Origin of the sequence: Bacteroides sp. An19, from assembly GCF_002160215.1 — a bacterium.
Lineage (GTDB): Bacteria > Bacteroidota > Bacteroidia > Bacteroidales > Bacteroidaceae > Phocaeicola > Phocaeicola intestinalis.
Window position 1 is genome coordinate 62709 of sequence record NZ_NFKD01000007.1, and the last position, 24401, is coordinate 87109.

Annotated in this window: 27 protein-coding genes and 1 pseudogene; 17 read left to right on the forward strand and 11 right to left on the reverse strand. The window is 51.9% G+C overall.

From position 1 onward, the window contains the following. Nucleotides 1–19 precede the first annotated feature (19 nt). The 13 genes and pseudogenes from B5F25_RS04800 (at nucleotide 20) to B5F25_RS04860 (ending at nucleotide 10952) form a co-directional block, all read left to right on the forward strand. Complete coding sequence (locus B5F25_RS04800; protein ID WP_071148924.1) at nucleotides 20–352, forward strand: DUF4133 domain-containing protein; 333 nt, start codon at nucleotides 20–22, stop codon at nucleotides 350–352. Next, nucleotides 349–2859 carry a TraG family conjugative transposon ATPase gene (locus tag B5F25_RS04805; protein WP_087247972.1) on the forward strand — a complete coding sequence of 837 codons (2511 nt, stop codon included), beginning with the start codon at nucleotides 349–351 and terminating at the stop codon, nucleotides 2857–2859. Before B5F25_RS04800 ends, B5F25_RS04805 begins: the two co-directional genes overlap by 4 nt. Nucleotides 2860–2957: 98 nt before the next feature. Next, nucleotides 2958–3371, forward strand: coding sequence for a DUF3876 domain-containing protein (locus B5F25_RS04810; RefSeq protein ID WP_087247974.1), 414 nt, complete (start codon nucleotides 2958–2960; stop codon nucleotides 3369–3371). A 36-nt stretch (nucleotides 3372–3407) separates the two neighbouring features. After that, entirely contained in the window at nucleotides 3408–4046 is a 639-nt protein-coding gene (locus B5F25_RS04815) for a DUF4141 domain-containing protein (RefSeq protein WP_087247976.1), read from the forward strand. A 3-nt stretch (nucleotides 4047–4049) separates the two neighbouring features. Then, nucleotides 4050–5075: a conjugative transposon protein TraJ gene (gene traJ / locus B5F25_RS04820; protein WP_072542206.1), complete on the forward strand. Its 1026-nt coding sequence runs from the start codon at nucleotides 4050–4052 to the stop codon at nucleotides 5073–5075. 128 nt (nucleotides 5076–5203) lie between these two features. After that, nucleotides 5204–5826: pseudogene (gene traK, locus B5F25_RS04825) on the forward strand (conjugative transposon protein TraK). Nucleotides 5827–5842: 16 nt separating this feature from the next. After that, on the forward strand, nucleotides 5843–6106 hold the full coding sequence (locus B5F25_RS04830) for a TraL conjugative transposon family protein (RefSeq protein WP_087248062.1): 264 nt from the start codon (nucleotides 5843–5845) through the stop codon (nucleotides 6104–6106). Then, nucleotides 6075–7403: a conjugative transposon protein TraM gene (traM, locus tag B5F25_RS04835; protein ID WP_204245634.1), complete on the forward strand. Its 1329-nt coding sequence runs from the start codon at nucleotides 6075–6077 to the stop codon at nucleotides 7401–7403. Before B5F25_RS04830 ends, traM begins: the two co-directional genes overlap by 32 nt. A gap of 84 nt (nucleotides 7404–7487) precedes the next feature. Further along, nucleotides 7488–8474: a conjugative transposon protein TraN gene (gene traN / locus B5F25_RS04840; RefSeq protein ID WP_087248064.1), complete on the forward strand. Its 987-nt coding sequence runs from the start codon at nucleotides 7488–7490 to the stop codon at nucleotides 8472–8474. Continuing rightward, nucleotides 8471–9028: a conjugal transfer protein TraO gene (locus tag B5F25_RS04845; RefSeq protein WP_087247980.1), complete on the forward strand. Its 558-nt coding sequence runs from the start codon at nucleotides 8471–8473 to the stop codon at nucleotides 9026–9028. The genes traN and B5F25_RS04845 overlap by 4 nt, the downstream gene beginning before the upstream one ends. Before the next feature lie 3 nt (nucleotides 9029–9031). Then, a complete protein-coding gene (locus tag B5F25_RS04850) occupies nucleotides 9032–9931 on the forward strand; it encodes a toprim domain-containing protein (RefSeq protein WP_087340897.1) in 900 nt (299 codons plus the stop codon). Between the two features lie 5 nt (nucleotides 9932–9936). Continuing rightward, the gene (locus B5F25_RS04855; RefSeq protein WP_087248068.1) at nucleotides 9937–10434 is read left to right on the forward strand and encodes a DUF3872 domain-containing protein; all 498 of its coding nucleotides are present in this window, start codon (nucleotides 9937–9939) and stop codon (nucleotides 10432–10434) included. Next, nucleotides 10431–10952 carry a lysozyme gene (locus B5F25_RS04860; protein WP_087247982.1) on the forward strand — a complete coding sequence of 174 codons (522 nt, stop codon included), beginning with the start codon at nucleotides 10431–10433 and terminating at the stop codon, nucleotides 10950–10952. Before B5F25_RS04855 ends, B5F25_RS04860 begins: the two co-directional genes overlap by 4 nt. Before the next feature lie 172 nt (nucleotides 10953–11124). Here the strand turns inward: B5F25_RS04860 and B5F25_RS04865 are convergent, their stop codons facing one another. The 11 genes from B5F25_RS04865 to B5F25_RS22395 form a co-directional block, all read right to left on the reverse strand. Next, nucleotides 11125–11331 carry a hypothetical protein gene (locus tag B5F25_RS04865; protein ID WP_072543936.1) on the reverse strand — a complete coding sequence of 69 codons (207 nt, stop codon included), beginning with the start codon at nucleotides 11329–11331 and terminating at the stop codon, nucleotides 11125–11127. A gap of 58 nt (nucleotides 11332–11389) precedes the next feature. Next, nucleotides 11390–11635 (reverse strand): hypothetical protein, encoded by a 246-nt coding sequence (locus B5F25_RS04870; RefSeq protein ID WP_087247984.1) that lies wholly within the window; start codon nucleotides 11633–11635, stop codon nucleotides 11390–11392. After that, nucleotides 11632–11853: a DUF3873 domain-containing protein gene (locus B5F25_RS04875; protein WP_087247986.1), complete on the reverse strand. Its 222-nt coding sequence runs from the start codon at nucleotides 11851–11853 to the stop codon at nucleotides 11632–11634. Before B5F25_RS04875 ends, B5F25_RS04870 begins: the two co-directional genes overlap by 4 nt. Nucleotides 11854–11864: 11 nt before the next feature. Then, on the reverse strand, nucleotides 11865–12122 hold the full coding sequence (locus B5F25_RS04880) for a hypothetical protein (protein WP_087247988.1): 258 nt from the start codon (nucleotides 12120–12122) through the stop codon (nucleotides 11865–11867). A 27-nt stretch (nucleotides 12123–12149) separates the two neighbouring features. Then, nucleotides 12150–13466 (reverse strand): PcfJ domain-containing protein, encoded by a 1317-nt coding sequence (locus B5F25_RS04885; RefSeq protein WP_087248070.1) that lies wholly within the window; start codon nucleotides 13464–13466, stop codon nucleotides 12150–12152. 4 nt (nucleotides 13467–13470) lie between these two features. After that, nucleotides 13471–13887, reverse strand: a complete 417-nt coding sequence (locus B5F25_RS04890) for a PcfK-like family protein (RefSeq protein WP_087247990.1) — start codon at nucleotides 13885–13887, stop codon at nucleotides 13471–13473. A gap of 11 nt (nucleotides 13888–13898) precedes the next feature. Continuing rightward, the gene (locus tag B5F25_RS04895) at nucleotides 13899–14147 is read right to left on the reverse strand and encodes a hypothetical protein (protein ID WP_087247992.1); all 249 of its coding nucleotides are present in this window, start codon (nucleotides 14145–14147) and stop codon (nucleotides 13899–13901) included. A 7-nt stretch (nucleotides 14148–14154) separates the two neighbouring features. Further along, entirely contained in the window at nucleotides 14155–14751 is a 597-nt protein-coding gene (locus B5F25_RS04900) for a hypothetical protein (protein ID WP_087247994.1), read from the reverse strand. 22 nt (nucleotides 14752–14773) lie between these two features. Next, the gene (locus B5F25_RS04905; RefSeq protein ID WP_087247996.1) at nucleotides 14774–14995 is read right to left on the reverse strand and encodes a hypothetical protein; all 222 of its coding nucleotides are present in this window, start codon (nucleotides 14993–14995) and stop codon (nucleotides 14774–14776) included. Nucleotides 14996–15006: 11 nt separating this feature from the next. Further along, nucleotides 15007–15225 carry a hypothetical protein gene (locus B5F25_RS04910; RefSeq protein ID WP_021963139.1) on the reverse strand — a complete coding sequence of 73 codons (219 nt, stop codon included), beginning with the start codon at nucleotides 15223–15225 and terminating at the stop codon, nucleotides 15007–15009. A gap of 252 nt (nucleotides 15226–15477) precedes the next feature. Then, entirely contained in the window at nucleotides 15478–15693 is a 216-nt protein-coding gene (locus B5F25_RS22395; protein WP_239414067.1) for a hypothetical protein, read from the reverse strand. Nucleotides 15694–16435: 742 nt separating this feature from the next. Between B5F25_RS22395 and B5F25_RS04925 the strand changes: the two genes are divergently transcribed. The 4 genes from B5F25_RS04925 to B5F25_RS04940 all read left to right on the forward strand — a co-directional run bounded on the left by B5F25_RS04925 (nucleotide 16436) and on the right by B5F25_RS04940 (nucleotide 24332). Beyond that, the gene (locus tag B5F25_RS04925; RefSeq protein ID WP_022038983.1) at nucleotides 16436–17191 is read left to right on the forward strand and encodes an SGNH/GDSL hydrolase family protein; all 756 of its coding nucleotides are present in this window, start codon (nucleotides 16436–16438) and stop codon (nucleotides 17189–17191) included. Between the two features lie 293 nt (nucleotides 17192–17484). Continuing rightward, nucleotides 17485–20661, forward strand: coding sequence for a TonB-dependent receptor (locus B5F25_RS04930; RefSeq protein ID WP_087247998.1), 3177 nt, complete (start codon nucleotides 17485–17487; stop codon nucleotides 20659–20661). Between the two features lie 24 nt (nucleotides 20662–20685). Further along, nucleotides 20686–22407: a RagB/SusD family nutrient uptake outer membrane protein gene (locus B5F25_RS04935; RefSeq protein ID WP_087248000.1), complete on the forward strand. Its 1722-nt coding sequence runs from the start codon at nucleotides 20686–20688 to the stop codon at nucleotides 22405–22407. Between the two features lie 119 nt (nucleotides 22408–22526). Further along, on the forward strand, nucleotides 22527–24332 hold the full coding sequence (locus tag B5F25_RS04940) for a hypothetical protein (protein WP_087248002.1): 1806 nt from the start codon (nucleotides 22527–22529) through the stop codon (nucleotides 24330–24332). The last annotated feature ends 69 nt before the right edge of the window (nucleotides 24333–24401 follow it).

A 24401-nucleotide genomic window follows, 5' to 3' on the forward strand; every position in this document is an offset into this window, starting at 1 on the left:
ATAATAAGGTATAAGGACAATGGCTGAATACCCTATCAACAAGGGCATAGGCCGTCCGGTGGAGTTCAAGGGACTGAAGGCGCAATATCTGTTCATCTTCGCAGGCGGACTGCTTGCCGCCTTCATCCTCTTTGTCATCCTGTACATGGCAGGCGCGGGACAGTGGCTCTGCATCGGCTTCGGTGTGGTGTCGGCTTCCGCCACCGTCTGGCTCACGTTCCGCCTGAACGCCAAGTACGGCGAACACGGGCTGATGAAGCTGGGCGCGGCACGGATGCGCCCCCGCCATGTGCTCCACCGCAGACGGGTGTCCAATCTGTTAAGACGAAAAAAGAAAGGAAGAAACGTATGAGAAATGTAATGAAAGCCACCACGCTGGAAAGCCGCTTCCCGTTGCTCTCGGTGGAGCACGGCTGCATCGTCTCGAAGGACGCGGACATTACCGCCGCCTTCGAGGTGGAACTGCCGGAGGTCTATACCGTCACGGCGGAGGAGTACGAGGCCATCCATGCCACGTGGTGCAAGGCGATAAAGGTGCTGCCCGACTACTCGGTGCTGCACAAGCAGGACTGGTACGTGAAGGAGCGGTACCGCCCCGACACAGGCAGGGAAGGCATGGGCTTCCTCGCCCGCAGCTACGAGATGCACTTCAACGAAAGACCTTTCCTCCATCACAAGTGCTACCTGTTCCTGACCAAGACGACGAAGGAGCGCATGAGGCAGCAGAGCAACTGGAACACCCTGTGCCGGGGGCACATCGTGCCGAAGGAGATGCAGGACAAGGAAACGGCGGTGAAGTTCATCGAGGCGGTGGAACAGTTCGCGCGTATAATGAACGATTCGGGGCATGTCAGGCTGCGCCGGCTCTCCGATGACGAAATCATCGGCACGGAGAAGGAAACTGGAGTCATAGGCAGGTACTTCGCGCTCTCGCCGGGCAATGTGGACTGTCTGGAGGACATGGAAATGACGGCGGGGGAGATGCGCATCGGCGACAACCGGCTGTGCCTGCACACCCTGTCGGACACAGAAGACCTGCCCGCTGCGGTGGCGACGGACTGCCGTTACGAACGGCTCTCCACCGACCGCTCGGACTGCCGCCTGTCGTTCGCCGCTCCCGTGGGTCTGCTGCTTCCCTGCAACCATATCTACAACCAGTACGTTTTCATCGGCAACAGCGACGAGGAACTGCGCCGCTTCGAGAAAACGGCGAGGAACATGCAGTCGCTCTCGCGGTACAGCCGCCAGAACACCATCAACCGCGAGTGGATCGAGGAATACCTGAACGAAGCGCACTCGCAGGGACTGAAGTCCGTCCGCGCCCACTTCAACGTGATGGCGTGGAGCGACGACGCGGAGGAGCTGAAACGCATCAAGAACGATGTAGGCAGCCAGTTGGCTTCAATGGGCTGCGTGCCGCGCCACAACACGACGGACTGCCCGACGCTGTTCTGGGCGGGCATCCCCGGCAACGCAGCCGACTTCCCGGCGGAAGAAGCGTTCCACACGTTCATCGGGCAGGCGGTGTGCCTCTTCGCCGGCGAGACCAACTACAAGGACTCGCCCTCCGCCTTCGGCATCCGCATGGCGGACAGGATAAGCGGCAAGCCGCTGCACATCGACATCTCCGACCTGCCGATGAAGCGGGGCGTGACGACGAACCGAAACAAGTTCGTATTGGGCCCTTCGGGAAGCGGCAAGTCATTCTTCATGAACCACCTTGTCCGCCAATACTTTGAGCAAGGCTCCCATGTGGTGCTTGTCGATACGGGCAATTCCTACCAAGGGCTGTGCGAGATGATACACCGCAAGACCAAAGGAAAGGACGGCATCTACTTCACCTACACGGAGGAAAAGCCCATCTCGTTCAACCCGTTCTACACGGACGACGGGGTGTTCGACGTGGAGAAGAAGGACAGCATCAAGACGCTGCTGCTTACCCTGTGGAAAAGCGAGAACGAACCCGCCACGAAAACGGAGTCGGCGGAACTGGGCAGCGCGGTGAACGCCTACATCCTGAAAATCCAGCAGGACAGGAGCATCGTGCCGTCGTTCAACTCGTTCTACGAGTACATGCGGGACGTGTACCGCAAGGAGATGGAGGAACGCTACATCAAGGTGGCGAAGACGGACTTCAACATCGACAACTTCCTGACCACGCTCCGGCAGTATTACCGGGGCGGACGGTACGACTTCCTGCTCAACTCCACGGAGAACATCGACCTACTGCACAAGCGGTTCGTGGTCTTCGAAATTGATTCCGTGAAGGATAATGCCGAGCTTTTTCCGGTGGTCACGATTATCATCATGGAGGCCTTTATCAACAAAATGCGGCGGCTGAAAGGCGTCCGGAAACAGCTCATCGTGGAGGAGGCTTGGAAGGCCCTTTCTTCGGCGAACATGGCTGATTACCTGAGGTATATGTACAAGACAGTCAGAAAATACTTCGGCGAGGCGATTGTGGTGACGCAGGAGGTGGACGACATCATCTCGTCGCCTATCGTGAAGGAAAGCATCATCAACAACTCGGACTGCAAGATACTGCTCGACCAAAGAAAATTTATGAACCGCTTTGACCAGATACAGTCCCTCTTGGGGTTGACGGAAAAGGAGAAGTCGCAGATACTCTCCATCAACCAGTCCAACGACCCGTCAAGGCGGTACAAGGAGGTGTGGATAGGCTTGGGCGGCACGCAGTCGGCGGTGTACGCCACGGAGGTGTCCATGCACGAGTATCTTGCCTACACGACGGAGGAAACGGAGAAGATGGAAGTCCGCGAACTGGCGGAGAAGTTGGGCGGCGACATGGAAGCCGCCATACGGCAGATAGCGGAAAGGCGGAAAGAAGAAAAACAGTAACAACACAACGTCCTACCCCACACGGCGTATGAGCCTGCCTCCAACGGCGTATGAGGGAAGGACACATTTTTACCAACTAAAAAACAAGATTGAAGAAAATGAACATTGAACTGACAAAGACACAACGGCTGCTGCTTTGCGGCGGTCTGATTGGCTTGGCATCGCTGATGCTGCAAGCCTGCGAAACGGTAATGAAGGAAAACGAAGACGTCCGCGAGAAGATTTGCGGCAACTGGCAGAGTGCGGAGGCGGGACCCGACATACTGGTGTACAAGGAGGGTGAACACTACAAGGTGACGCTGTTCCGGCGGTCGGGCGTGCGCCGCAGGCTGAAGCCGGAAACCTACCTGCTCCAGCGGGAGGAGAACGGCAACCTCTACATGAACACGGGCTTCCGCATCGACGTGGCGTACAACGAGGAAACGGACGTGCTGACCTTCTCGCCGAACGGCGACTACATCCGGGTAAATATGGAGGACGCTTCGGACGGCGAAAAGAAGGAAGGACAATAAAAAACTAATGTACCACTAAATCCAACGTGAATGAGAATGAAACAGAAACTGAAAATGCCGCTGATAGCGGTCTGCCTGTGCCTCACGGGTGCGGGCACGGCAAACGCCCAGTGGGTGGTGTCCGACCCCGGCAACCTCGCCCAGAGCATCATCAACTCCGCCAAGGAGATGGTGGAGACGGCGGGCACGAAGGCGAACACCCTGAACGGCTTTCTGGAAACGCAAAAGATTTTCCAGCAGGGAAAGAAGTATTACGACGCGCTGAAATCCGTGCATGACGTGGTGAAGGGCGGCGTGAAAGTATCGAAAAGCATAGGGCTGGTGATGGAAATCTCGGAGATATACGTGGACAACTACCAGCGTATGCTCTCGGACGAGAACTACACGCCGGAGGAGCTTGCCGCCATCTCGTCGGGCTACGCCATGCTGATAGACGAAAGCTCGGACGTGCTGCAAGACCTGAAGAACGTGGTGAACGTCACAGGGATGTCGCTCTCGGACGCGGAACGGCTGGCAATCATCGACAACGCCTACCGCAGCCTGATGAACTACCGCAACCTCGTGCGCTACTACACGGGCAAGACCATCTCGGTGAGCTACCTGCGGGCAAGAAAGAAGAACGACATGGACCGGGTGATGTCGCTGTACGGAACGGCTAACGAAAGGTACTGGTAGCCTATGGGAGAGTTCGACAACCTTCACCAGATACTCCTTTCGCTCTACGACGAGATGATGCCGCTTTGCGCGGACATGACGGGCGTGGCGAAAGGGCTTGCCGGGCTGGGCGCACTGTTCTACGTGGCGATGCGCGTATGGCAGTCGCTTGCACGAGCCGAAGCGATAGACGTGTACCCGCTGCTGAGACCTTTTGCATTAGGTCTGTGCATCCTGTTCTTCCCGACCATCGTATTGGGCACGATGAACAGCGTGCTGAGTCCCATCGTGCAGGGCGTACACGGGATTCTCGAAGAGCAGACCTTCGACATGAACGAGTACCGGGAGCAGAAGGACAAACTGGAGTACGAGGCGCTGATGCGCAACCCGGAAACCGCCTACCTCGCCTCGGATGAGGAGTTTGACCGGCAGCTGGACGAGCTGGGCTGGTCGCCCTCGGATCTCGTGACGATGACGGGGATGTACATGGACCGGGCGGCGTACAACATCAAGAAAAGCGTGCGTGACTGGTTCCGCGAACTGCTTGAACTGATGTTCGCCGCAGCCGCACTCATCATCGACACGCTACGGACGTTCTTCCTCGTAGTGCTCAGCATCTTGGGACCGATAGCCTTCGCCTTCTCCGTGTGGGACGGCTTCCACTCGACGCTCTCGGCGTGGTTCAGCCGCTACATACAGATTTACCTCTGGCTTCCGGTGTCCGACCTGTTCAGTACCATACTGGCGAAAATCCAGATTCTGATGCTCCAGCAGGACATCGAGCGTATGCAGACCGACCCAAACTTTTCGCTGGATGCAAGCGACGGGGTGTACATCGTGTTCCTTATCATCGGCATCGTGGGCTATTTCACCATACCGACGGTGGCGGGCTGGATTATCCAAGCCGGTGGCGGCATCGGCAGCTACAACAAGAACATCGGAACCGCCGGGGCTTTGGGCGGCAGCGTGGCAGGTGCAGCCGCAGGAAACGTGGCGGGGCGTGCCGGGAAGCTCATCAAGGGAACGGCAGGAAAGGTGTTCAAGAGGTAACAGCCGGAACAGTCGAAGTGGCACATTGGGGTTGCCTATGTGCCACTCTGACCTCCCCGAAGTGCCACTTCGGAAAAAGGATACCGAAACATGATTTTACAAACAGAAAAAGAAAGACGAAAAGAAAAATGGAATTCAAATCACTAAAGAACATCGAGACGAGTTTCCGGCAGATACGTCTGTTCGGCATCGTCTATACGGCAGCCTGCGCCCTCGTGGTGGTCTGCTCGGTTGTGTGCGCCTTCCGCTTCGCCGAGGCACAGCGGCAGAAGATATACGTCCTCGACGGGGCAAGAGCCTGATGCTCGCGCTCTCGCAGGACCTGTCGCAGAACCGTCCGGCGGAAGCGAGGGAACACGTGCGCCGTTTCCATGAGCTGTTTTTCACGCTCTCGCCGGAGAAAAGCGCGATAGAGCACAACGTGAAGCGTGCCCTGCTCCTGGCGGACAAGAGCGCGTATAACTACTACGCCGACTTCGCCGAAAAAGGCTTCTACAACCGCATCATCGCTGGCAACATCAACCAAGTGCTTCAAGTGGACAGCGTGGTGTGCAACTTTGACCGCTACCCCTACGAGGCGAGGACATACGCAAGGCAGATGATTATCCGCGAGAGCAACGTGACGGAACGCACGCTTGTGACCGCCTGCCGCCTGCTCAACGCGAGCCGCTCGGACGATAATCCGAACGGATTTACCATCGAGGGCTTCACGGTGCTGGAGAACAAGGACATCCGGACCATAGAAAGATGATGCGCGTATGGGAAAGATGAAAACTCTGATTGAAGGCTTGAAAGGCGGGGTACGCAGGAAACTGGAAGCCCTGCCGCCGAAGGCGCGTCTGGGGATAGTCCTCACGGCATTTGCCCTCTTCGCCGTCCTTTGCCTGTACATGACCGTCACCGCCATCGCCGGTTTCGGCAAGGGGAACGGGGCAATGGAGATACGGCACATCGAGAAATTGGACCTGCCTGTGCAGGAGAATATGAACCTATATAATAATGTATATGGAAAAGGAACAGAAGAAGAATGAACAGAAAGAGAAGAAGCCGCTGACCGAACAGCAGCGGCAGCAACGCAAGAAGATGCTGGTCTATCCGCTGATGGGACTGCTGTTCCTGGGCTGCATGTGGCTCATCTTCGCACCGTCCTCCGAGGACAAGGAGAAGGCAAAGCAGGGTCAGGGATTCAACACGGACATGCCCCTGCCCGAAGATTCGAAAATCATCGGTGACAAGGCGAAAGCCTACGAGCAGTTGCAGTTGGAGAACCGGCAGAAAGAACGCCGGGGCATGGTGGGCGACCTGTCCTCGTTCTGGCACGACGGCGCGGAAAAGCCGGACACGGCGGCTGCATCGGACGACTACCGCCTGACACAGACGGAACCGTCCGAAAATGAGCGTGCCGATAAGCAACAGGCGGGCATACGCACCTCCGCTGCCGCCTACGAGCGGCTAAACACTTCGCTGGGCACGTTCTACGAGCCGCCGAAGGAGGACCGGGAAAAGGAGGAGCTTCGGGAACGCATCGACGAACTGGAAGCCATGCTGATGGCGCAGGAGGGCAAGCCGTCCTCAATGGAGGAACAGGTCGCGCTCTTGGAAAAGTCCTACGAACTGGCGGCAAGATACCAGAACGGGAAGGGCAATGCCGGGCAGACCGCACAGCCCGAAGGGACGGAAACATCCGCCAAGTCTGACGAAAGGAGCATGAAGGCTGAACCGGTAAGCGGGGTGCGTCCGGCAGTGGTATCCGCCTTGCCGCAGCCCATGACGGACTCGGCTTTCATCGCGGACTACGCGGGTGAACGGAACTACGGCTTCCACACCGCCATCGGCACGGCGGAAGCGCCGGAAAAGAACACCATCGCCGCCTGCGTGCAGGGCGACCAGACCCTCACGGACGGGCAGACGGTGAAGCTCCGGCTGCTGGAGCCGATGCGCGTGTCGGGGCGCGTCATCCCCCGGAACACGCTCCTTGTGGGCGCGGCACGGTTGCAGGGCGAAAGGCTCGGCATCGGCATCATCTCGCTGGAACACGGGGGAAACATCATCCCGGTGGAATTGGAGGTGTACGACAGCGACGGACAGGCGGGCATCTTCATCCCCGGCTCGATGGAGATAGACGCGGCAAAGGAAATCGGGGCGAACATGGGCAGCTCGCTCGGCAGCAGCATCAACATATCGACCGACGCGGGGGCGCAGCTCGCCTCCGACTTGGGGCGAGGGGCGATACAGGGCATCTCGCAGTACATCTCGAAAAGGATGCGCACGGTCAAGGTACATCTGAAGTCAGGGTACAGGGTATTGCTCTACCAAAAAAAGGAATGAACAGTCCAAAAACATAAAGGCGAAAAAAGAAAAATAATCAACAAACTAATTTTTATTTACCACTAAATCCAACGTAAAATGAGTATCAAGAAAGTAATGACAATGTTTGCCCTGCTGATGGGCATCGCCTGTGCGAGCTACGCGCAGGGAGTGACGAACGACAGCACCGCCAAGGAGGACGGTCTGGAACTGGTGAAGGACGTCTATCCGCAGACGGAAGAGGACGGCGACCTGTACCACGGTCTGACGAAGAAGCTGATGTTCGACCGCATGATACCGCCGCACGGTCTGGAAGTCACGTATGACAAGACCGTCCACATCCTGTTTCCGGCGGCGGTGCGCTACGTGGACTTGGGTTCGCCCAACCTGATAGCGGGCAAGGCGGACGGTGCGGAGAACGTCATCCGTGTGAAGGCGACGGTCAAGAATTTCCGCAACGAGACGAACATGAGCGTCATCACGGAGGACGGGTCATTTTACACATTTAATGTGAAATACGCCGATGAGCCGCTTATCCTGAACGTGGAAATGAAGGACTTTATCCACGACGGCAGCACGGTGAACCGACCGAACAACGCGCAGGAAATCTACCTGAAGGAACTGGGCAGCGAAAGCCCGATGCTGGTACACCTCATCATGAAGTCGCTGCACAAGGAGGACAAGCGCAAGGTGAAGCACATCGGCTGCAAGCGTTTCGGCATCCAGTACCTGCTGAAAGGGATTTATGTCCACAATGACCTGCTGTATTTCTACACGGAGATAAAGAACCAAAGCAATGTGCCGTTTGACGTGGACTACATCACGTTCAAGATTGTGGACAAGAAGGTGGCGAAGCGTACCGCCATGCAGGAACAGGTGCTGTTCCCGCTCCGCGCCTACAACTACGCCGTCCGTGTAGCCGGGAAACAGTCCGAACGCACGGTGTTCTGCCTTCCGAAGTTCACCATCCCCGACGGCAAACAGCTCGTGGTGGAGATGAACGAGAAGGACGGCGGACGCCACCAGACGTTTACCGTGGAGAACGAGGACTTGGTACAGGCTGAAACCATCAACGAGCTGCGTGTGCGATGAAAGCGAGAGTCCTTTTCCTTGTAACGCTTCTGTCCGTCCTTTTCATGGGACGGGCGGAAGCCCAGCGGTGCCTGCCGAAGATGCGGGGCATCGAACTGAAAGCCGGGCTGAACGGGGCGGACGGCTATGTGCTGGGAGCCACGCTGTCAAGCTACGCGAAAGGCGGGAACAAGTGGGTGTACGGGGTGGAATATCTGCAAACCAACCATGATTATAGGAGTACGACCATCCCTGCGGCGCAGTTCACGGCGGAGGGCGGTTTCTACTACAACTTCCTGTCGGACGCGAAAAAGGTGGTGTTCCTCTATGCGGGCGCGTCAGCCCTTGCCGGGTACGAAACGGTGAACTGGGGCGAAAAGACGCTGTACGACGGGGCAAGGCTGAACAACGGGGATGCCTTTGTCTATGGCTGCGCCGCCACGCTGGACATGGAGGTGTACCTCGCGGACTTCATCGCGCTGACGGCTTCGCTCAGGGAGCGTTTCCTTTGGGGCGGCAGCATGGGCGTGTGCCATACGGAGTACGGGATAGGCGTGAAATTCATCATTAACTGACGGATGCCTATGGACATAGAAGCGATGAAACGGTTTCCCATAGAGGACTTCCTTGCACGGCTGGGGCATCACCCGGTGCAAAGGCGTGCCAATGCAATTTGGTACAGGTCGCCTTACCGGGAGGAGAAGACGCCTTCTTTCAAGGTGAACCCGGAGAAAAACCTCTGGTTTGACTTCGGCGAAGGCAAGGGCGGCAACATCTTCGCCCTTGCCGGGGAGTTCATCAAGACGGGCGACTTCCTCACGCAAGCGAGGTATGTGGCGGAAGTGGCGGGTATGCCGGCACAGGACTATGGACCGCAAAAAGCCGTTGATACGCACCGTTCCAACGGGCACAGCTTCGAGGATGTAGAGGTGCTGCCTTTACAGAACTGGGCGCTGCTCCATTACCTGCAAGAGAGGGGCATACCGTCCGCCGTCGCCATTGCGAACTGCAAGGAGATGCGCTACACCACGCACGGCAAGCGGTATTTCGCCGTGGCTTTCGGTAACGAAGGCGGCGGCTACGAGATACGCAACCCGTTCTTCAAGGGCTGCGTGCCGCCGAAGGACGTGACCCTGCTGTCGGTCGGCTCGGATGCCTGCAACGTGTATGAGGGTTTTATGGACTACCTTTCCGCCCGTGCGCTGGGCATCGGCGGCAGGGAGGACCACCTCGTGCTCAATTCGGTGTCCAATGTGGCGAGGGCGTACAGGCATCTGGACGGCTACGGAAGGGTGCAATGCTATCTTGACAACGACGAAGCCGGGTGGCGGACATTGGAAACCCTGCGCACACGCTACGGCGAAAGGGTGTCGGACTGCTCCGGCATATACAACGGATGCAAGGACCTGAACGAGTACCTGCAAAGCCGCCTGAAACAAAACGAGAAAAATAACAGGAACATCAGACTTAAAATGTAATGATTATGAACATGAATAAATTGAACAACAGACAAAAAGTGAGAAGAAACATAGTGAGAACCTTTGCTGCCCTCTGTGTGGGTATGCTCTCCATTGGCTTCACCGCCTGCGACGACAAATTGGACGTGACGCAAGCCTACCCGTTTACGGTGGAGACCATGCCCGTGCCGAAGGAACTGGCGCAGGGCGAGACGGCGGAGATACGCTGCGAGCTGGTACGTGAGGGCGAGTTTGACGGGGCGGTCTATACCATCCGCTATTTCCAGTACGACGGGGAAGGCACGTTGAAGCTGGACAACGGCCTGGTTTTCCGACCCAACGACCGCTACCTGTTGGAGAATGAAAAGTTCCGCCTGTACTACACTTCGGAGTGCGACGAATCGCAGAGCCTGACCATCACGGTGGAGGATAATTTCGGCAATGCCTTCGAGTGGGAAGTCGAGTTCAACAACGACACGGATGAGGACGTGGCAGTATCGGACACCTTGAACGTCAGCCGATGATGCGCATGGCGTTGCTCCTGCTGCTGGCGGCTGCCCTCTGTGGCAGTCTGCCGGCACAGAATATGGAGGAAACAGCACGGCTGCTGGCTCTGTTCAACAGCCACCCGAAAGCGGACATAGCCGTCGAGCTGATAAAGAAATACGAGGGGCTTCATGATCGTTCGGATTTCCCTTACTATGGTTACGGGCATAAAAGGTTGCCAAAGGAAAAGCTGTCCTACGACATGACGGAGGAAGAAGCCGAAGCCCTGCTCCGCAAGGACTTGGCGGTGCGTTACAGGCTGTTCCGCAACTATAAGAAGGACGCCTTGCTCCTGACCGTCCTAAGCTACAATGTCGGTCAAGGGGTACTGCTCGGTCATGGCAGGTACCCGAAAAGCAGACTCATCCGCAAGCTGGAAGCCGGAAACAGGGACATTTATCGTGAATACGTCGCCTACTGCCGGTACAAGGGCAAGCCCGTCCGCTCGATAGAGCGGCGGCGCAAAATGGAGTTCCTGCTGCTGTATGAGCCGTGAGGCTATGGTTGGCTGTACAACAAACAAAATCCGATGGTGCCTTTTGTGGCTTCATCGGATTTTTCCATATTATCGAAGATGGAAAGTAACGGTTTCTTTGCTACTTTCTTATCCGCCTGTCCTGCTCATGAAAGAAAGTAGCGGGCGGCAATTCCTGCCACCCGCCAAAGGGTCATCCTGCCATTATACGCTTCTGTATGCGTTCAAGGGTACGCTCGGCAATGGGGCGTGTGTCCTTTGTCCAAAGGTCATAGTCATGCACGGATATTCCCACGCTCCGCAGGTCACGGATATAGCCGGACACATAGTCTCCCGAAGGGAGGTAAACGAACTGCATCCATGCGTCCTTGCCGTCTGTCAGTATAAAATAGTATTTCATGATGCCTTCTCTTTTAATGGTGTTGGAAGTGTGGGCGGTGGTATCCACCGCCACGCACTCAAAATTCTCTCATATCAGCGATAGTCGTACAGTGTGTGAGCCATTCCTTTACGCAGGGCATGTTGTATTCGGAAGTGATGACTGCCGTATGCTCGTTTATTTGCGTGAACCTCGTACTTTCATAGTCCTCCACCCATCCTTTGAGGGTGTCAGTTCCCCATGCGTCCGCATCGGCAAACATTCTGTCCAACACACAAATGGGGTCGCTGTATGTCACAATCAGCGTGTCATAGCCTGCTGTCATAGCCTGTCCTCCTTCGTTTTAATCCATTCGTCACGTAACCGCCTGCACTCGTCCAGCGTGGGCTTCACGCAGGAGAACAACTCTCCGTCCGTATGGCGGTAGTCGTATTGCACGAAAGTGCGCCTTTTCCTGCCGATACTCATTTGGAAACTCTCGTATTTCTCCGTTCCTGCCGCTTGGCAGGTGCTTACTCCGTTAATGGTCATTCTCGTTGTCATAGCCTTATCAATTAAAATTCAACAATCAGTAGTCTGTTCTCCAAACATTGGTCGGGGTCGGATGCCTTCTTCTGCGTCACCCATAAATGGTGTGCGCCATACCCAAAGGCGAAAAGGACATTGAAAAGTTCCTTTCGGGCGAACACCTCCATTACACCCCTTACATCCTGCTCGTTCTTTGTCAGCACAAGCGTGTTCAACAGTTCAAGGAACATTTTGGGCAGTTCCTCGTGCCATCCGAAAACCATATTTTCTATTTTCACTTCCATATCATTAACTATTAGTTTGTTATACGATTATGCCACCTGCTTCATCCGCTGCCGTATCTGCTCGGCATTGTCCTCCACCAACTTGATGATGCGGTCGTGGTATTCGGTGTTGGAGTTGCATACGCCACGGCTCTGCACCACTTTCAACGTCTGTAAGTCCACCTCCACCGTTTCGATGCGCTCTCCGTCAATCCGTGCGGACAGTATCAGAGAGTTTTCATCATTGTAATAAGCATTGGTATAGACGCAATGGTGCATGGCTTTCCCTTCCTCGTAAAACTCGTCCACGCTTTGCAATACCTTTACAATGATAAGTCCGTCCGTCAGTATAAGGTTGAGGAAAGCGGCTTTCTTTCGGATATACTCGTCTTTCTCTTTCGTCATATCCTCCAAACGCTTCCGCTCACGCTCCAACCGCTCGGCTTCCCATATCATGCGCCGCCGTTCCCGTTCACGCTCCAATTGGGCTTGCCGTTTCTCCATATATCTGTCGTGAGCCGCCTTGAGGTCGGTCGGGCAAATGAAATGAGGGTTGCGCAAGTCTTTTCCCAATTTCTCCAACAGATATAGAAGGTCGCACCATAATGAAATGTCGGTTATGGCATATTTGTTCCGCATAGCTATCTTGTACGAGTGCCAACATCTGTCAAGTGCTTGCGGCTTGGAGAGGAAATAGCGCAAATGCTCGATGTTGCCCGACTTCATCAGGGTTTCCGCACGGCTGTCCGAAAGCAATGCAGGGATGAGTTTGGTCGGCACAATGCCATAAAAGTCACCCTTAAAACCGTTTCTGCGTAACGTGTCCGTCACCTTGAATTTAGGGTATATCGGAGAATGGGCGATGTGGTCGTATGCGATGTTGTCCTGCCGGATAGCCATAGGAGAGGCAAAAGAGAAAAGGTCAAGATACCTGCCCCAAATCCGCTGTTTGCCGACAACCGCCATGCGTCCTTCCTTGTTCCACCAGTACTGACCGATTTCAAGTACATAAGGGTCAGCCTTGCAGCCTTTCTCCATCTCCACGAAAAGGAGGTACATACGCAGCACTTGGTATTCCCCACACGTGGTAAGAACGGTGAAGTATTGTTTCTGCTGCACTTTGCGGACATAACTTGTTACCACTTCCAGCCTTGCCCCACATTCGGGGCAAGTGTAGTATTTTGTCTGTTTGTCCATAATCCAGCTATGACCGCAGTCCATGCAGGTGGTGCGTCCTTTGGGCAAACGGTGGGCGTAATGGTCAATGCACTCACGGAAAGCCCAATTCATCTGTGCTTTGGTTATGGGGCGGAGTTTCTTGCTCTGTGCAAGTACCGTTTTCTCGAATTTGTTTCTCGGTTTCATAGGTTCAGAATAATGAGAGTTCAACTTGTTGTACATTTGTCTTTTGGCTCGCCTTAGCCTTGCCTCGGTTCTGCAACTTGCGCAGTTCCTCGGCTTGGTATTGGCGGATGGCTTGCTGCCGTGCTTCCGCCTTTTCCTCGTCAGTCAGTTCTACCGTATGGTTCACGACTACTTGGCATTGCAGTGGCTTGCCCACTTCAATGTCGTCCTCGTCATAGTAGTGGACGGCTTGGGAATAGATTTCACCGTCCGTAAAGCCGTTGTAACCGCTTTTCTGTACCCAATTGAGGATATAGGTCACGCAATCCTCTATGTTCTTGTTAGGCTTGTTGTAATTTGCTGCAAACAGCTTGTCCTCGGCTGCACGTTGTTCCAAATAGGCTTGGATTGTACGCTTGAAATGGTCTGTTGTCTTGTTCATATCGTCAGATTTTAGATGTTGTCATTCGTGTAAAGTATGTCGCAGTCCTCCACTTCGGCTGGAAGTCCGAAAAGGGGATAACGTGAGAAATAGGGCTGTGTGTTGCCTTCTTCGTCCGTAAGGGGTGAGACAACCTGCACGTTCCACTTGCTCTGCCACTCGTCAATCATGCGGATTTCCTCGTCCGTCAGTCCCGTCATGTCACCGTTGATGATGTACCCCAAACTCCATGTGGGTATCTTTTCCGTTGTCCTGTTCATAAGGCTGTCAGTTGAAAAGTGTTCCGTCTGATAAGAATTCATATCCGTTGGCTTCGCAGTCATGCTCGAAGGCTTCCTCATCGATGCAATCCTCAACGTCCCTGCTGCAAAAGCGGAAGAAACTGCCGATGCACTCGTCCATAAGGTCATGCAGGTTCGTATGCTTGTCGGGTGCTTTCAGAAAGTCGTATATGGGCTTCAGGATGTCCATGTCAGCACAATAGCCTGTCAGCACGCAATCCTCGGTTACGGATATGCGGCTTCTGCGTTGTTTGTTGAAGTCCTTTCCGTGCCAATAGGTCTTGGGCTTGAAAAGGCTGTGCCAATAGTTGTTCACGATGAATTTCAATAACCGCACACCGCAAAGTTCTTCCTCTTCCTCGCTGTAATTGGAGGTGAAACGGTAGTAACACGTGCAGCCGTCATATCTCCAATCATATACACGTATGTTGAATATGCCTTCAAAGGCTTTCAGCGTTGCCATGTTCTCGCTCTGCCACGGATATTCATACCCTGCCAACCATCGGTTGTAAGCATTTTCCTTTGCCGTGAATGAAAGCTCGTCCACCTTATAAACATTGTATGTCCTTGTTTCCGTTCTCATAATCTTCTGTCTTAAAGGGTCGTCAAATGGTTTCTTTCAAAATCTCTCTCCAATAGACTGGCTCTACCTCGCTTAAAAGAAAGTCTATGAAATCCTTTCTTGCATCCTTGCACAACTCCTTGTACATTTCTCGGAATGTGCTGAAATTGCCGTTGATGTACGTTTCCACCATATACTCAAAGATGTTGTCCACCTCGTAAAACCTGCATTGCTGCGCTGCCGTCTTGCTGTTTCTTTTTGCCATATCCTTATGAATTAAAGGGTTAATAACCAAATGAATGTCCAAATAATTGTCACTATTGAAAGTAGTGCGGTGAGGATGCCGAACATGAAGTTCAACACGCCCAATAGGATTTCCCCTGCGATGCCTACCGCCAAACCTCCTGCGCAAAGGGTAATGCCCCATGCCGCTCTCGCTACTGCGGACAATACTTTCCGCAAAGCCTTTCCGATGTCGTTCAATGTCATTCTCATATCTTCCAATTTTTAAGTTGTTTTTATTTGTCTTACTCGGATGGGGAGGTCGGGTCGAGTCCTTTTTCTTTTCGCCTCTCCGTATGTCCGATGTTTCCTTGTGACGTCTTCCGACCGCGCATCGGTCGTTTTCGTTTCGGGGGCCATGCAAAGGTTAGGGAGTAGGTTCAGCAAATTTTTTCGACAGAATACTACCTGAGCTTGCGAAGTGTGGAGATTGTGGCTAAAAAATTTGTGTTCCTAATCCCGTCTTTACCTTTGCCCCTGCAACGAAAATGACCCACTGATGCCGTCTGGAATGGCGGCATGGGAATATCGGCATACTTGCTGGAGAGGCGGGAAGGAAAAGGGGAAGCATAGAGGATGGCGCAATGCGCCACGGGGAAGTTCAAAGGGCGGCGCAACGGACAAGGGGAAAGCCCCGCTTTCCTGCCGCCGTGACAGAAGTCCTGCAACCGTCATTGTCATGCGTGCATGGCTTGCGGTTGCAAGTTTTCTGCCGACGGCACATGTCTTCAAACGGTCTTGTCTGCCATGCCCGGTTTGGCAAAAGCATGGCAAGACGGTTTGAGGACAGGGAAGACATGACAGCCGGAAATAGTCGCAGGTGCAGATTCACGCTTGCCGTGCCCTGCATCCGGTGGCATTTCGGCTGCCAAAAGAAGACGAGAAAAAGAAAATGGATAAAACGGACTTGTCCGTTTTGCACAAGCATATAAAAGAAGTGCCCACGACGATGGCGGTGTCACTTGTGACATTGTGGTCGTCGTGGGCTTTTCTTTGCTTGTGCCGTTTCTGAAATGGGCTTACGCACATCAAGCCGGAAGCCGTTTTCAGAACGAGGTAACAGTAATATCCCTAAAAAATAGGTAATGATTTGGTGCTATGGGATAAAAAATGTATCTTTGCAAATACGAAAGAGTTGTTTGAATCTATGAGGTAAACCGCAGCAAGTCAGAGCGTTCTGAATGTCGCTAAATCGTTACCTAAAATCTCACACTCTTCAATTCCATTCTGTGTATCAATCAGATACAGCTTTTTTAATTATCCGCTGCAAAGATAATCTTTTTTCAGTCTCTTGAAGGGTATTCTCAGTATTTCCTATGGGCAGGATGTTTTTAAATGGGGTATGAAATGTTGTAGGATGCGATGGAAGTCTTGCGTGAAACAGGAGAATCATTACTTTTGCGTGACTTTAATCTGATAGGATATGAAACGAATATGGATTTGCCTGCTTTGGCTGGCTTGCCTTTGCCCCATGTATGGGCAAGGGCTTCGGATATTGTTTATCGGCGATTCTATTACCGACGGGAATTGGGGAAATAGCGATGGAAGTGCGATGCCTTCCGCCGGACGGAACTTGTGGGACATGAACCACATCTACGGAAGCGGGTACATGTATCTGTGTGCCTCGTATTATCAGAGCAAATATCCCGGCAAGGGATACGAGTTCTTCAACCGGGGCATCAGCGGCAATGCGCTTGCCGACCTTGAGAAGCGGTGGGAAGAAGATGCCATAGCCTTGAAGCCCGATATACTTTCTGTATTGGTAGGTACGAACGATATACATTATTATATAGGAGGACCGCACGCCGAGCCTTTCGATACCTTGGGGTGGGAGAAGCGTTACCGTGCCTTGCTCGACCGTTCTTTACGTGCCAATCCCAACCTGAAGCTGGTGCTGGGTGCTCCCTTTACGGCTTTCACGGGTTCGATGAAGGAATCGGAAGGATTTGCCTTGCGTGATAGTCTGGTGCATACCCTTGCCCGCATCGTGAAGCGGATAGCCGTTGAGTACAAGGCGGTGTATTTGCCATACGATGAAATGTTCGAAACCCTCTTGCGTGAAGAACCTTCTTCGCGGGACACATATTGGATATGGGACGGCATTCATCCCACACCTGCAGGACACCGGCGCATGTCGGAGCTTTGGATAAAAGAAGTAGAGCGTGCGGGAATCTTGTGACAAGATGCCGTTTCCGTGCCGGTAAGTTCGCATATATAATCGCCGGCTTGTGCAGGTATCATCATCGGCGCTTGCAAATACGTGCGTGGGCGGATGCTTATATATGTGTTGTAGGGATTGAAAAGTTATTAAATAGGTGAAAAAACAAATCATATCCTATCGGGAAACAAATGCATCCCTCCGTTTTTCATAATATGCAATACATTTGTGGTGCTCTCGATGCAGAAAGCGTATGTGTGCGATTCTATCGGGGCATATAGAATAATGTAATTTTAACTATTAAACAAAGTACCATGAGTAAACACTTATTCAGAAAGTGCACATTCGTGCACATGTGTTTTCTTGCTATGGCGATGCTTCTATGCTTCCCTGCAAGTGGTGTGAACGCCGCTCCGGCTTCACAAGAAAATCTAACTGTTTCGGGTGTTGTTACTTCGGCCGCTGACCAGTTGCCGCTTATCGGCGTCAGCGTTCAGGTGAAGGGAACATCCAATGGTTCTATTACCGACCTCGATGGAAATTATTCGGTCAGTGTAGCTTCCGGCCAGACGTTGGTATTCTCTTACATCGGGTTCAAGACCCAAGAAATTCAAATTACCAATCAGAAAACCTTGAATGTGGTGATGGAAGAAGATTCGGAAACTTTGGATGAAGTAGTCGTAGTAGGTTACGGCGTGCAGAAAAAGAAATTGGTCACCGGTGCCACGGTGCAGGTGAAAGGCGAGACGCTGGCGAAGATGAATACCAACAGCCCCTTGCAGGCGATGCAAGGACAGACGCCGGGTGTGAACATTTCGTCTACCTCTGGTCAGCCGGGCGAATCGATGAAAGTAAGTATCCGTGGTTTGGGTACGGTGGGAAATGCTTCTCCTCTGTATCTGATTGATGGAGTAGGCGGTGATATCTCCACGTTGAATCCGGCCGATATCGAAAGCATCGATGTGTTGAAAGATGCCGCTTCTGCCGCTATCTATGGTGCGCAGGCTGCTAACGGTGTGGTATTGATTACCACCAAGAGCGGTAAGGCAGGCAAGGCGCAGATTTCGTTTGATGCTTACTATGGCTGGCAGACCCAGGCACGTAAGGCGGACATGCTGAACGCGCAGGAGTACATGATGATTATGGACGAACAGGCGGTCAATTCGGGCAATGCGCCCTATGACTGGAGCTCGTACGAGAGCATTTACGATGCCAACGGCAATGTGTATGACACCGACTGGGTAAACTCGATGTTCCAGAACAATGCCCAGACACAGAGCTATACGCTGGGCATTACCGGAGGTTCGGAAACTTCTACTTACGCGATGTCGTTAGGGTATATGAGTCAGGAAGGTATCGTAGGTGGTAAGGACGTATCGAATTACGAACGTTACAACTTCCGTATCAATTCGGAACACAAGCTTTTCAAGGATTCCGACTTGTTGAAGGTAGGAGAGCAGGTCAGCTTCGTTTATAAGATGAACAACGGTATTTCAGTAGGTAATCAATATAATAATACATTGCGTGGTGCGTTCGGTACTTCCCCGTTGGCGCCTATTTATAGCGACAACAACATTTATGATTCACCTTATAACGATACGACCAACTCGGATTGGTATAATGCAGATGGCAACCCTTACGGAAGCATGATGACCAACAGCAATAACGAGAATAAGGACGTGACTTTCTCGGGTAATGTGTATGCCGAATTGCAACCCATTAAGAACTTGAAGTTCCGTACCGTATTCGGTGCTGTATATACAACGAACGAATACCGCAGTTTCTCTCCGTTGTACCAGTTCTCTATTTATAGTTTCAACAATACACGTACCAGTGCTGCCCAAAACATGTCGCACGGCTTGACGATGACATGGACCAATACGGCAACCTACGACTGGACGGTGGGCGAACATGCGTTCAACGCTTTGTTGGGTATGGAAATGAGCCGTTATTCAGGTACTTACCTGAGAGGAACTACCGGTATGTTGCGAGATGGGTTTGATGATTGGGATCATGCGTACCTCGACAACGGTACAGCTACCAGTGCCGATAACGGTTTGGGAGTGGCCGGTCATCCGAATGATGAGACCCGCACTGTTTCTTATTTCGCCCGTTTCGGATGGAACTGGAAAGAAACTTATATGATTAACGCTACGGTACGTACCGACGGTTCTTCCCGTTTCGCTCGTGGAAACCGTTATGGCGTGTTCCCTTCAGTATCGGCAGGTTGGACGATTTCAAACGAAGCTTTTATGGAAGACACACACGATTGGCTGGACTTCTTGAAACTCCGTGTCAGCTGGGGTCAGGTAGGTAATCAGAACATCGACAATTACCAGTACACTGCTCCGATTACTTCCAGCAACACGCATTACATTTTCGGTAATCAGGTAGGTGCAGATGCGCAATCCGGTTTCTGGGGAGCTTATCCCGGCCGTCTTGCCAATGAAGACGTTACGTGGGAAACATCAGAGCAGACCAACATCGGTATCGATGCACGTTTCTTGCGGAGCCGGTTGAGCCTGACCGCTGATTTCTATATCAAGACCACGAAAGACTGGCTGGTAGAAGCTCCGATTCTTGCTACGGCAGGTACGGGCGCTCCGTATATCAATGGCGGTGATGTAAAGAATACCGGTATCGAGTTAGCTTTGACTTGGAACGACCAAATCGGAAGTGATTTCCAGTATAATGTAGGTGTCAACGGTGCGTATAATAAGAATAAGGTGGGAAATATACCGACTGAGGACGGTATCATTCATGGCGATGTGAATATGCTTTATGACAATACTCCAGAATTTTATCGCGCTTCTAACGGTCATCCGATAGGTTATTTCTGGGGATTTGAGACAGCTGGCATATTCCAGAACCAGCAACAGATTGATGATTGGCTTGCAGCCGGAAATGGCGTTTTGCAATCGGATCCGCAACCGGGTGATGTCATTTATGTAGACCAAGACCATAACGGAACTATTGATGATAACGATAAAGTGGATTTAGGTAACGGTACTCCCGACTTTACGTATGGTTTCAATCTCGGTTTCAGTTATAAGAATTTCGACTTTGCATTGAATGCGTACGGTGCGGCAGGTAATCAGATTGTACAGTCATATCGTAATCATGCCAACAGCAAGGCGAACTATACGTCGGCAATCTTGGGGCGTTGGACCGGTGAGGGTACCAGCAACCGCATTCCGCGTGTGACGGATACCAATATCAACTGGCAGTTCTCTGACCTGTATATTCAAGATGGCGATTACTTGCGTATCAGTAATATCACGGTAGGATACGACTTTGCAAAACTTATCAACTTGAAAGCCATCAGTCAGGCACGCCTGTATTTCCAGGTACAGAATGCTTTTACTTTTACCAAGTATAACGGTATGGACCCGGAAATCGGATACGGTACTTCCGACTGGGTATCAGGAGTTGATTTGGGTTATTATCCGCGTCCGCGTACGTTCTTGGTGGGCGTAAATTTGAAATTCTAACGAATCATCTTAAAATTGAAGAATATGAACAACTATAAAATCTATATAATGGCATTGGGGTTGGCTGGAATGGGCTTGGCTTCGTGTACGGCTGATTTCCTGGATGTGGAGTCGAAAGTAGAATCTACTACTGGCAATTTCTATCGGACGGAAAGCGATGCATACCGGGCTTTGATAGGATGCTATGACGGGTGGCAAAGTACGGTTTCGAACGGCACTTCGTTTTATATGGCTTCAGAGCTGATGGCTGACGAGTGTTTTGGAGGGGCTGGCGTTTCGGATGCCCGTAATTATCAGATTATTGACCGTTTCGACCAGACGCAATCTCCTTCTGATTTGAATCTTTTCGAAGGGGATTGGACGGGATATTATGCGGCGGTGTACCGTTGCAATGAACTGATTGCGCATGAAGAACAGATTTCTTGGACAAGTGAGGAGACAAGAGGTACTTACATGGGTGAATGTCGTGCTCTGCGTGCTTTGTGCTATTTCGATATGGTGCGTTTATGGGGGAATATTCCTTTGTTTACCGAACCGGTGAATGAGAACCGACCGCAGGCTGAACCGGATGAAGTATATAATGTCATCTTCAGCGACTTGCTTTATGCGGCTGAAAACATTCCGGCTTCGGCTTATCCGAAGAGCGATGCGGCGAACAACGACGGGCATATCACCCAGTATGCCGCCAAAGCCCTGCTGGCCCGTGTCTATTTGTTCTATACCGGTTATTATGGCAAGGAACCCAGTGTAGAAGGTGTGACCCGTGCTTCTGTGTTGCAAGGTTTGGAAGATGTCATTTCTTCAGGCGAATATGCGTTGGTTCCGCAATTTAAGAACTTGTGGGTGCCCGCTTCCACTTGGTGGGAAGGCGATGCTGCGAGCGGTTATACCCAACATTCTACTTACGCCGGTCGGGGCAATGAAGAAACCGTATTGGCACAGAAGTTTAACTATACTTCTGATTATAACGGAAACAATGATGGAAACCGCTGGCTGGTGAATGTTGGCATTCGTAGTATCAATGTGTATTGGACACCTTACGGAAGAGGTTGGGGCATCTGTACGGTCAATCCGAAAATGTGGACGGCTTACAATACCGGAGATACACGTCGTGAAGCGTCTATGGTGAACCTTTTAAGCGAGGGTATTGCCGAAGACCCGAATTATGAAAACGGTTATAATGACCAGCGTGAATATACAGGCTATACCATTAAGAAATATACTCCGATGTCGAAATGGGAACAGAACGAATCGACCGGTGCATGGGCGTTGACCGATGAAACCACTGGATTGGGAAGCGGGGGCGACTATATGGTTTCCCAATACCAGGACTTTGTGGTAATGCGTTATGCCGATGTGTTGCTCATGGCGGCTGAGTTGGGAAGCTCCAATGCGCAGGAATACTTGAACCAAGTACGCCAGCGTGCCTTTACAGAAGAAGACGAGAACGGCGATTTGGTTTTGTCTACTTACTATCGTCAGGTATCCGTTACGCAGGAAAATATCATGAACGAGCGTATGCTGGAGTTTGCTTTCGAAGGGCAGCGTTACTGGGACTTGCTCCGTCAAGGTGTGGACTATGCCGCTTCTCAAATTGCGGGAAATACATCAGTAGTTAGTGGTGGCAATCCGGATAATGTAAGCGTTACGGCTTCAAATATCACTAGCAAACAAGGTTTGATGCAGATTCCGAACAATCAGATTACCTTGTCGAACGGTGTATTGAAGCAAAATGCAGGTTGGTGAATAATAAGTTTTTGAGTTCTTAAGTTCTTAAGTTTTTAAGTTTTTGAGTTGACGAGGCTTACAAAACTGATAAATTCAAAAACTTAAGAACTAACAAACCATTTTTTAATCGAAACATTATGAATAAACTGATACATACATTGCAAATGGCGCTGCTGGCGATGCTGATGGGTATGACAGCTGCCTGTACGCCCGATTCATACGACTTGGAAGCTCCGGATGTAGCTTCTGAAGATTTGGTAGAAGGCATTGCCTATACCATTACTCACGATTCGGAAAATCCGAATATCGTTTATTTGAGAAGCCTGATGCCTTCCAGTTATCAAGTATGCTGGGAACATCCGCAAGGGCGTGCACAAGGAGCCGAAGTGACTTTGCAGATGCCTTTCGAAGGAGAATACGAAGTGCGTTTCGGTGTGCAGACCCGCGGTGGTGTGGTTTATGGTCCTACTGCGACTTTTACCATTGACAGCTTCTATGCAGGTTTTGTGAATGATGACCTGTGGACGTATCTGACTGGAGGGGTAGATCAGGAGAAAACCTGGATTTTCGATAACGGAGAATACGGATTTGCAGCCGGTGAACTGACATACGCCGATCCTTCGGGTACGGTGACTTGGAACAACTGGACTGCCAATTGGGATCCGGGAGTAGGACATACAGGCGATGATGCCATTTGGGAAAGCACCATGACGTTCAACTTGCAAGGCGGTGCAAATGTGACGGTGTATAATTCTTCATCGGATGAGACTCAGACCGGTACATTTATGTTGAATACCGACTCGCATACCATTACCTTTACCGATTGCGACTTGTTGCACACGCCAAGCTGGAGCGACCGTACGACCAACTGGCGCAGAGACCTGCAACTATTGGAACTGGACGAAAACCACCTGCGTATCGGTGTGATGCGTGACAACAGTGAAGGACCCTGGTGGCTGATATGGAATTTCGTATCGAAAGAATATGCTGACAATTATGTACCCGAAGACCAGCCCGACCCCGAACCTACTTTGCCCGACGGCTGGCAGGATATGGTATCGGAAGTGGTTACCAGTGAAATCAAATGGACCATGTCGGCTGACGTGCCGTTTGACTGGGCTAATCTGGACGGAAGTCTGATGAACAACTTTACCGCAGGCAATTATCCCGACTGGGCTACGGTAGTAGACGGATTGGAAAACCTGAGCATGACACTGAATTCGGCAGATATGACTTATACGTTCGAAATGCCGGACGGAACGACTACCAGCGGTACTTATACCTTGGATGAAGACGGTATCTATACGTTCAGTGCCGGTGTGCCGACTTATCATATCGGTGGCGGTGACATCATGTTCAGTGCTACGGCAGAAAACCAATTGCGTATCTTGAGCATTGAGACGGCAGGAAACAGCGTGATGGGTATGTGGTTAGGAAACCGCAGTACGGAGAAAGACGAATACTTGGCTTACCACTTCTTGCCGAATGCCGGTAGCGGAAGCGGTACGCCGACGGCTACGGAGATTGCCGTAGACAATAGCAAAATTGTTTGTGGGCATCTGGAAGAAGCTACGAATAATTTCCGTATCGAATTGTATAACATGTATGGTTCCACGGCTTCCAACCAACCGTTTGACCCAGCTTCCATTGTGTTCGATTATTCAATGGAGCTGACGTTTACAATCAGTGGACTGACCGGTGCGGCTGCAACCAATGCCTATACCGCCCAACTGATGTGTACAGCTGACGGCTGGTGGCCGTCGGTAGGCGAAGGTCAAGGTACGACAACCGTACAGGGTGACGGTACTTATACGATTCGCTACAGCCCTTCGGCAGCTTACAATGGTGTCATTGTGTTCTGCATTGATTTTCAGGAGATGTTCAGCGATATAGAAAATCCGGATGCCGTAACGGTTACGATTGATAATCTTTCTATTCTGTAATATTTGTGGGCGCAGGTGTATGCGGATAGAACTGCATGGGCCTGCGCCTTTCTACTAATCAATGATTAA

Excerpts from the sequence above, each read along its gene's own strand:
- B5F25_RS04810 (WP_087247974.1), top strand. The coding sequence starts at position 2,958 with ATGAACATTGAACTGACAAAGACACAACGGCTGCTGCTTTGCGGCGGT.
- B5F25_RS04855 (WP_087248068.1), top strand. The coding sequence starts at position 9,937 with ATGAACATGAATAAATTGAACAACAGACAAAAAGTGAGAAGAAACATA.
- B5F25_RS04870 (WP_087247984.1), bottom strand. The coding sequence starts at position 11,635 with ATGACAGCAGGCTATGACACGCTGATTGTGACATACAGCGACCCCATT.
- B5F25_RS04865 (WP_072543936.1), bottom strand. The coding sequence starts at position 11,331 with ATGAAATACTATTTTATACTGACAGACGGCAAGGACGCATGGATGCAG.
- B5F25_RS04850 (WP_087340897.1), top strand. The coding sequence starts at position 9,032 with ATGCCTATGGACATAGAAGCGATGAAACGGTTTCCCATAGAGGACTTC.
- B5F25_RS04830 (WP_087248062.1), top strand. The coding sequence starts at position 5,843 with ATGAAAACTCTGATTGAAGGCTTGAAAGGCGGGGTACGCAGGAAACTG.
- B5F25_RS04805 (WP_087247972.1), top strand. The coding sequence starts at position 349 with ATGAGAAATGTAATGAAAGCCACCACGCTGGAAAGCCGCTTCCCGTTG.
- B5F25_RS04885 (WP_087248070.1), bottom strand. The coding sequence starts at position 13,466 with ATGAAACCGAGAAACAAATTCGAGAAAACGGTACTTGCACAGAGCAAG.
- traM (WP_204245634.1), top strand. The coding sequence starts at position 6,075 with ATGTATATGGAAAAGGAACAGAAGAAGAATGAACAGAAAGAGAAGAAG.
- B5F25_RS04800 (WP_071148924.1), top strand. The coding sequence starts at position 20 with ATGGCTGAATACCCTATCAACAAGGGCATAGGCCGTCCGGTGGAGTTC.
- B5F25_RS04860 (WP_087247982.1), top strand. The coding sequence starts at position 10,431 with ATGATGCGCATGGCGTTGCTCCTGCTGCTGGCGGCTGCCCTCTGTGGC.
- B5F25_RS04895 (WP_087247992.1), bottom strand. The coding sequence starts at position 14,147 with ATGAACAGGACAACGGAAAAGATACCCACATGGAGTTTGGGGTACATC.
- B5F25_RS04900 (WP_087247994.1), bottom strand. The coding sequence starts at position 14,751 with ATGAGAACGGAAACAAGGACATACAATGTTTATAAGGTGGACGAGCTT.
- B5F25_RS04910 (WP_021963139.1), bottom strand. The coding sequence starts at position 15,225 with ATGAGAATGACATTGAACGACATCGGAAAGGCTTTGCGGAAAGTATTG.
- traJ (WP_072542206.1), top strand. The coding sequence starts at position 4,050 with ATGGGAGAGTTCGACAACCTTCACCAGATACTCCTTTCGCTCTACGAC.
- B5F25_RS04935 (WP_087248000.1), top strand. The coding sequence starts at position 20,686 with ATGAACAACTATAAAATCTATATAATGGCATTGGGGTTGGCTGGAATG.
- B5F25_RS22395 (WP_239414067.1), bottom strand. The coding sequence starts at position 15,693 with ATGACAATGACGGTTGCAGGACTTCTGTCACGGCGGCAGGAAAGCGGG.
- B5F25_RS04925 (WP_022038983.1), top strand. The coding sequence starts at position 16,436 with ATGAAACGAATATGGATTTGCCTGCTTTGGCTGGCTTGCCTTTGCCCC.
- B5F25_RS04845 (WP_087247980.1), top strand. The coding sequence starts at position 8,471 with ATGAAAGCGAGAGTCCTTTTCCTTGTAACGCTTCTGTCCGTCCTTTTC.
- B5F25_RS04875 (WP_087247986.1), bottom strand. The coding sequence starts at position 11,853 with ATGACAACGAGAATGACCATTAACGGAGTAAGCACCTGCCAAGCGGCA.
- B5F25_RS04890 (WP_087247990.1), bottom strand. The coding sequence starts at position 13,887 with ATGAACAAGACAACAGACCATTTCAAGCGTACAATCCAAGCCTATTTG.
- B5F25_RS04930 (WP_087247998.1), top strand. The coding sequence starts at position 17,485 with ATGAGTAAACACTTATTCAGAAAGTGCACATTCGTGCACATGTGTTTT.
- B5F25_RS04815 (WP_087247976.1), top strand. The coding sequence starts at position 3,408 with ATGAAACAGAAACTGAAAATGCCGCTGATAGCGGTCTGCCTGTGCCTC.
- B5F25_RS04880 (WP_087247988.1), bottom strand. The coding sequence starts at position 12,122 with ATGGAAGTGAAAATAGAAAATATGGTTTTCGGATGGCACGAGGAACTG.
- B5F25_RS04940 (WP_087248002.1), top strand. The coding sequence starts at position 22,527 with ATGAATAAACTGATACATACATTGCAAATGGCGCTGCTGGCGATGCTG.
- B5F25_RS04905 (WP_087247996.1), bottom strand. The coding sequence starts at position 14,995 with ATGGCAAAAAGAAACAGCAAGACGGCAGCGCAGCAATGCAGGTTTTAC.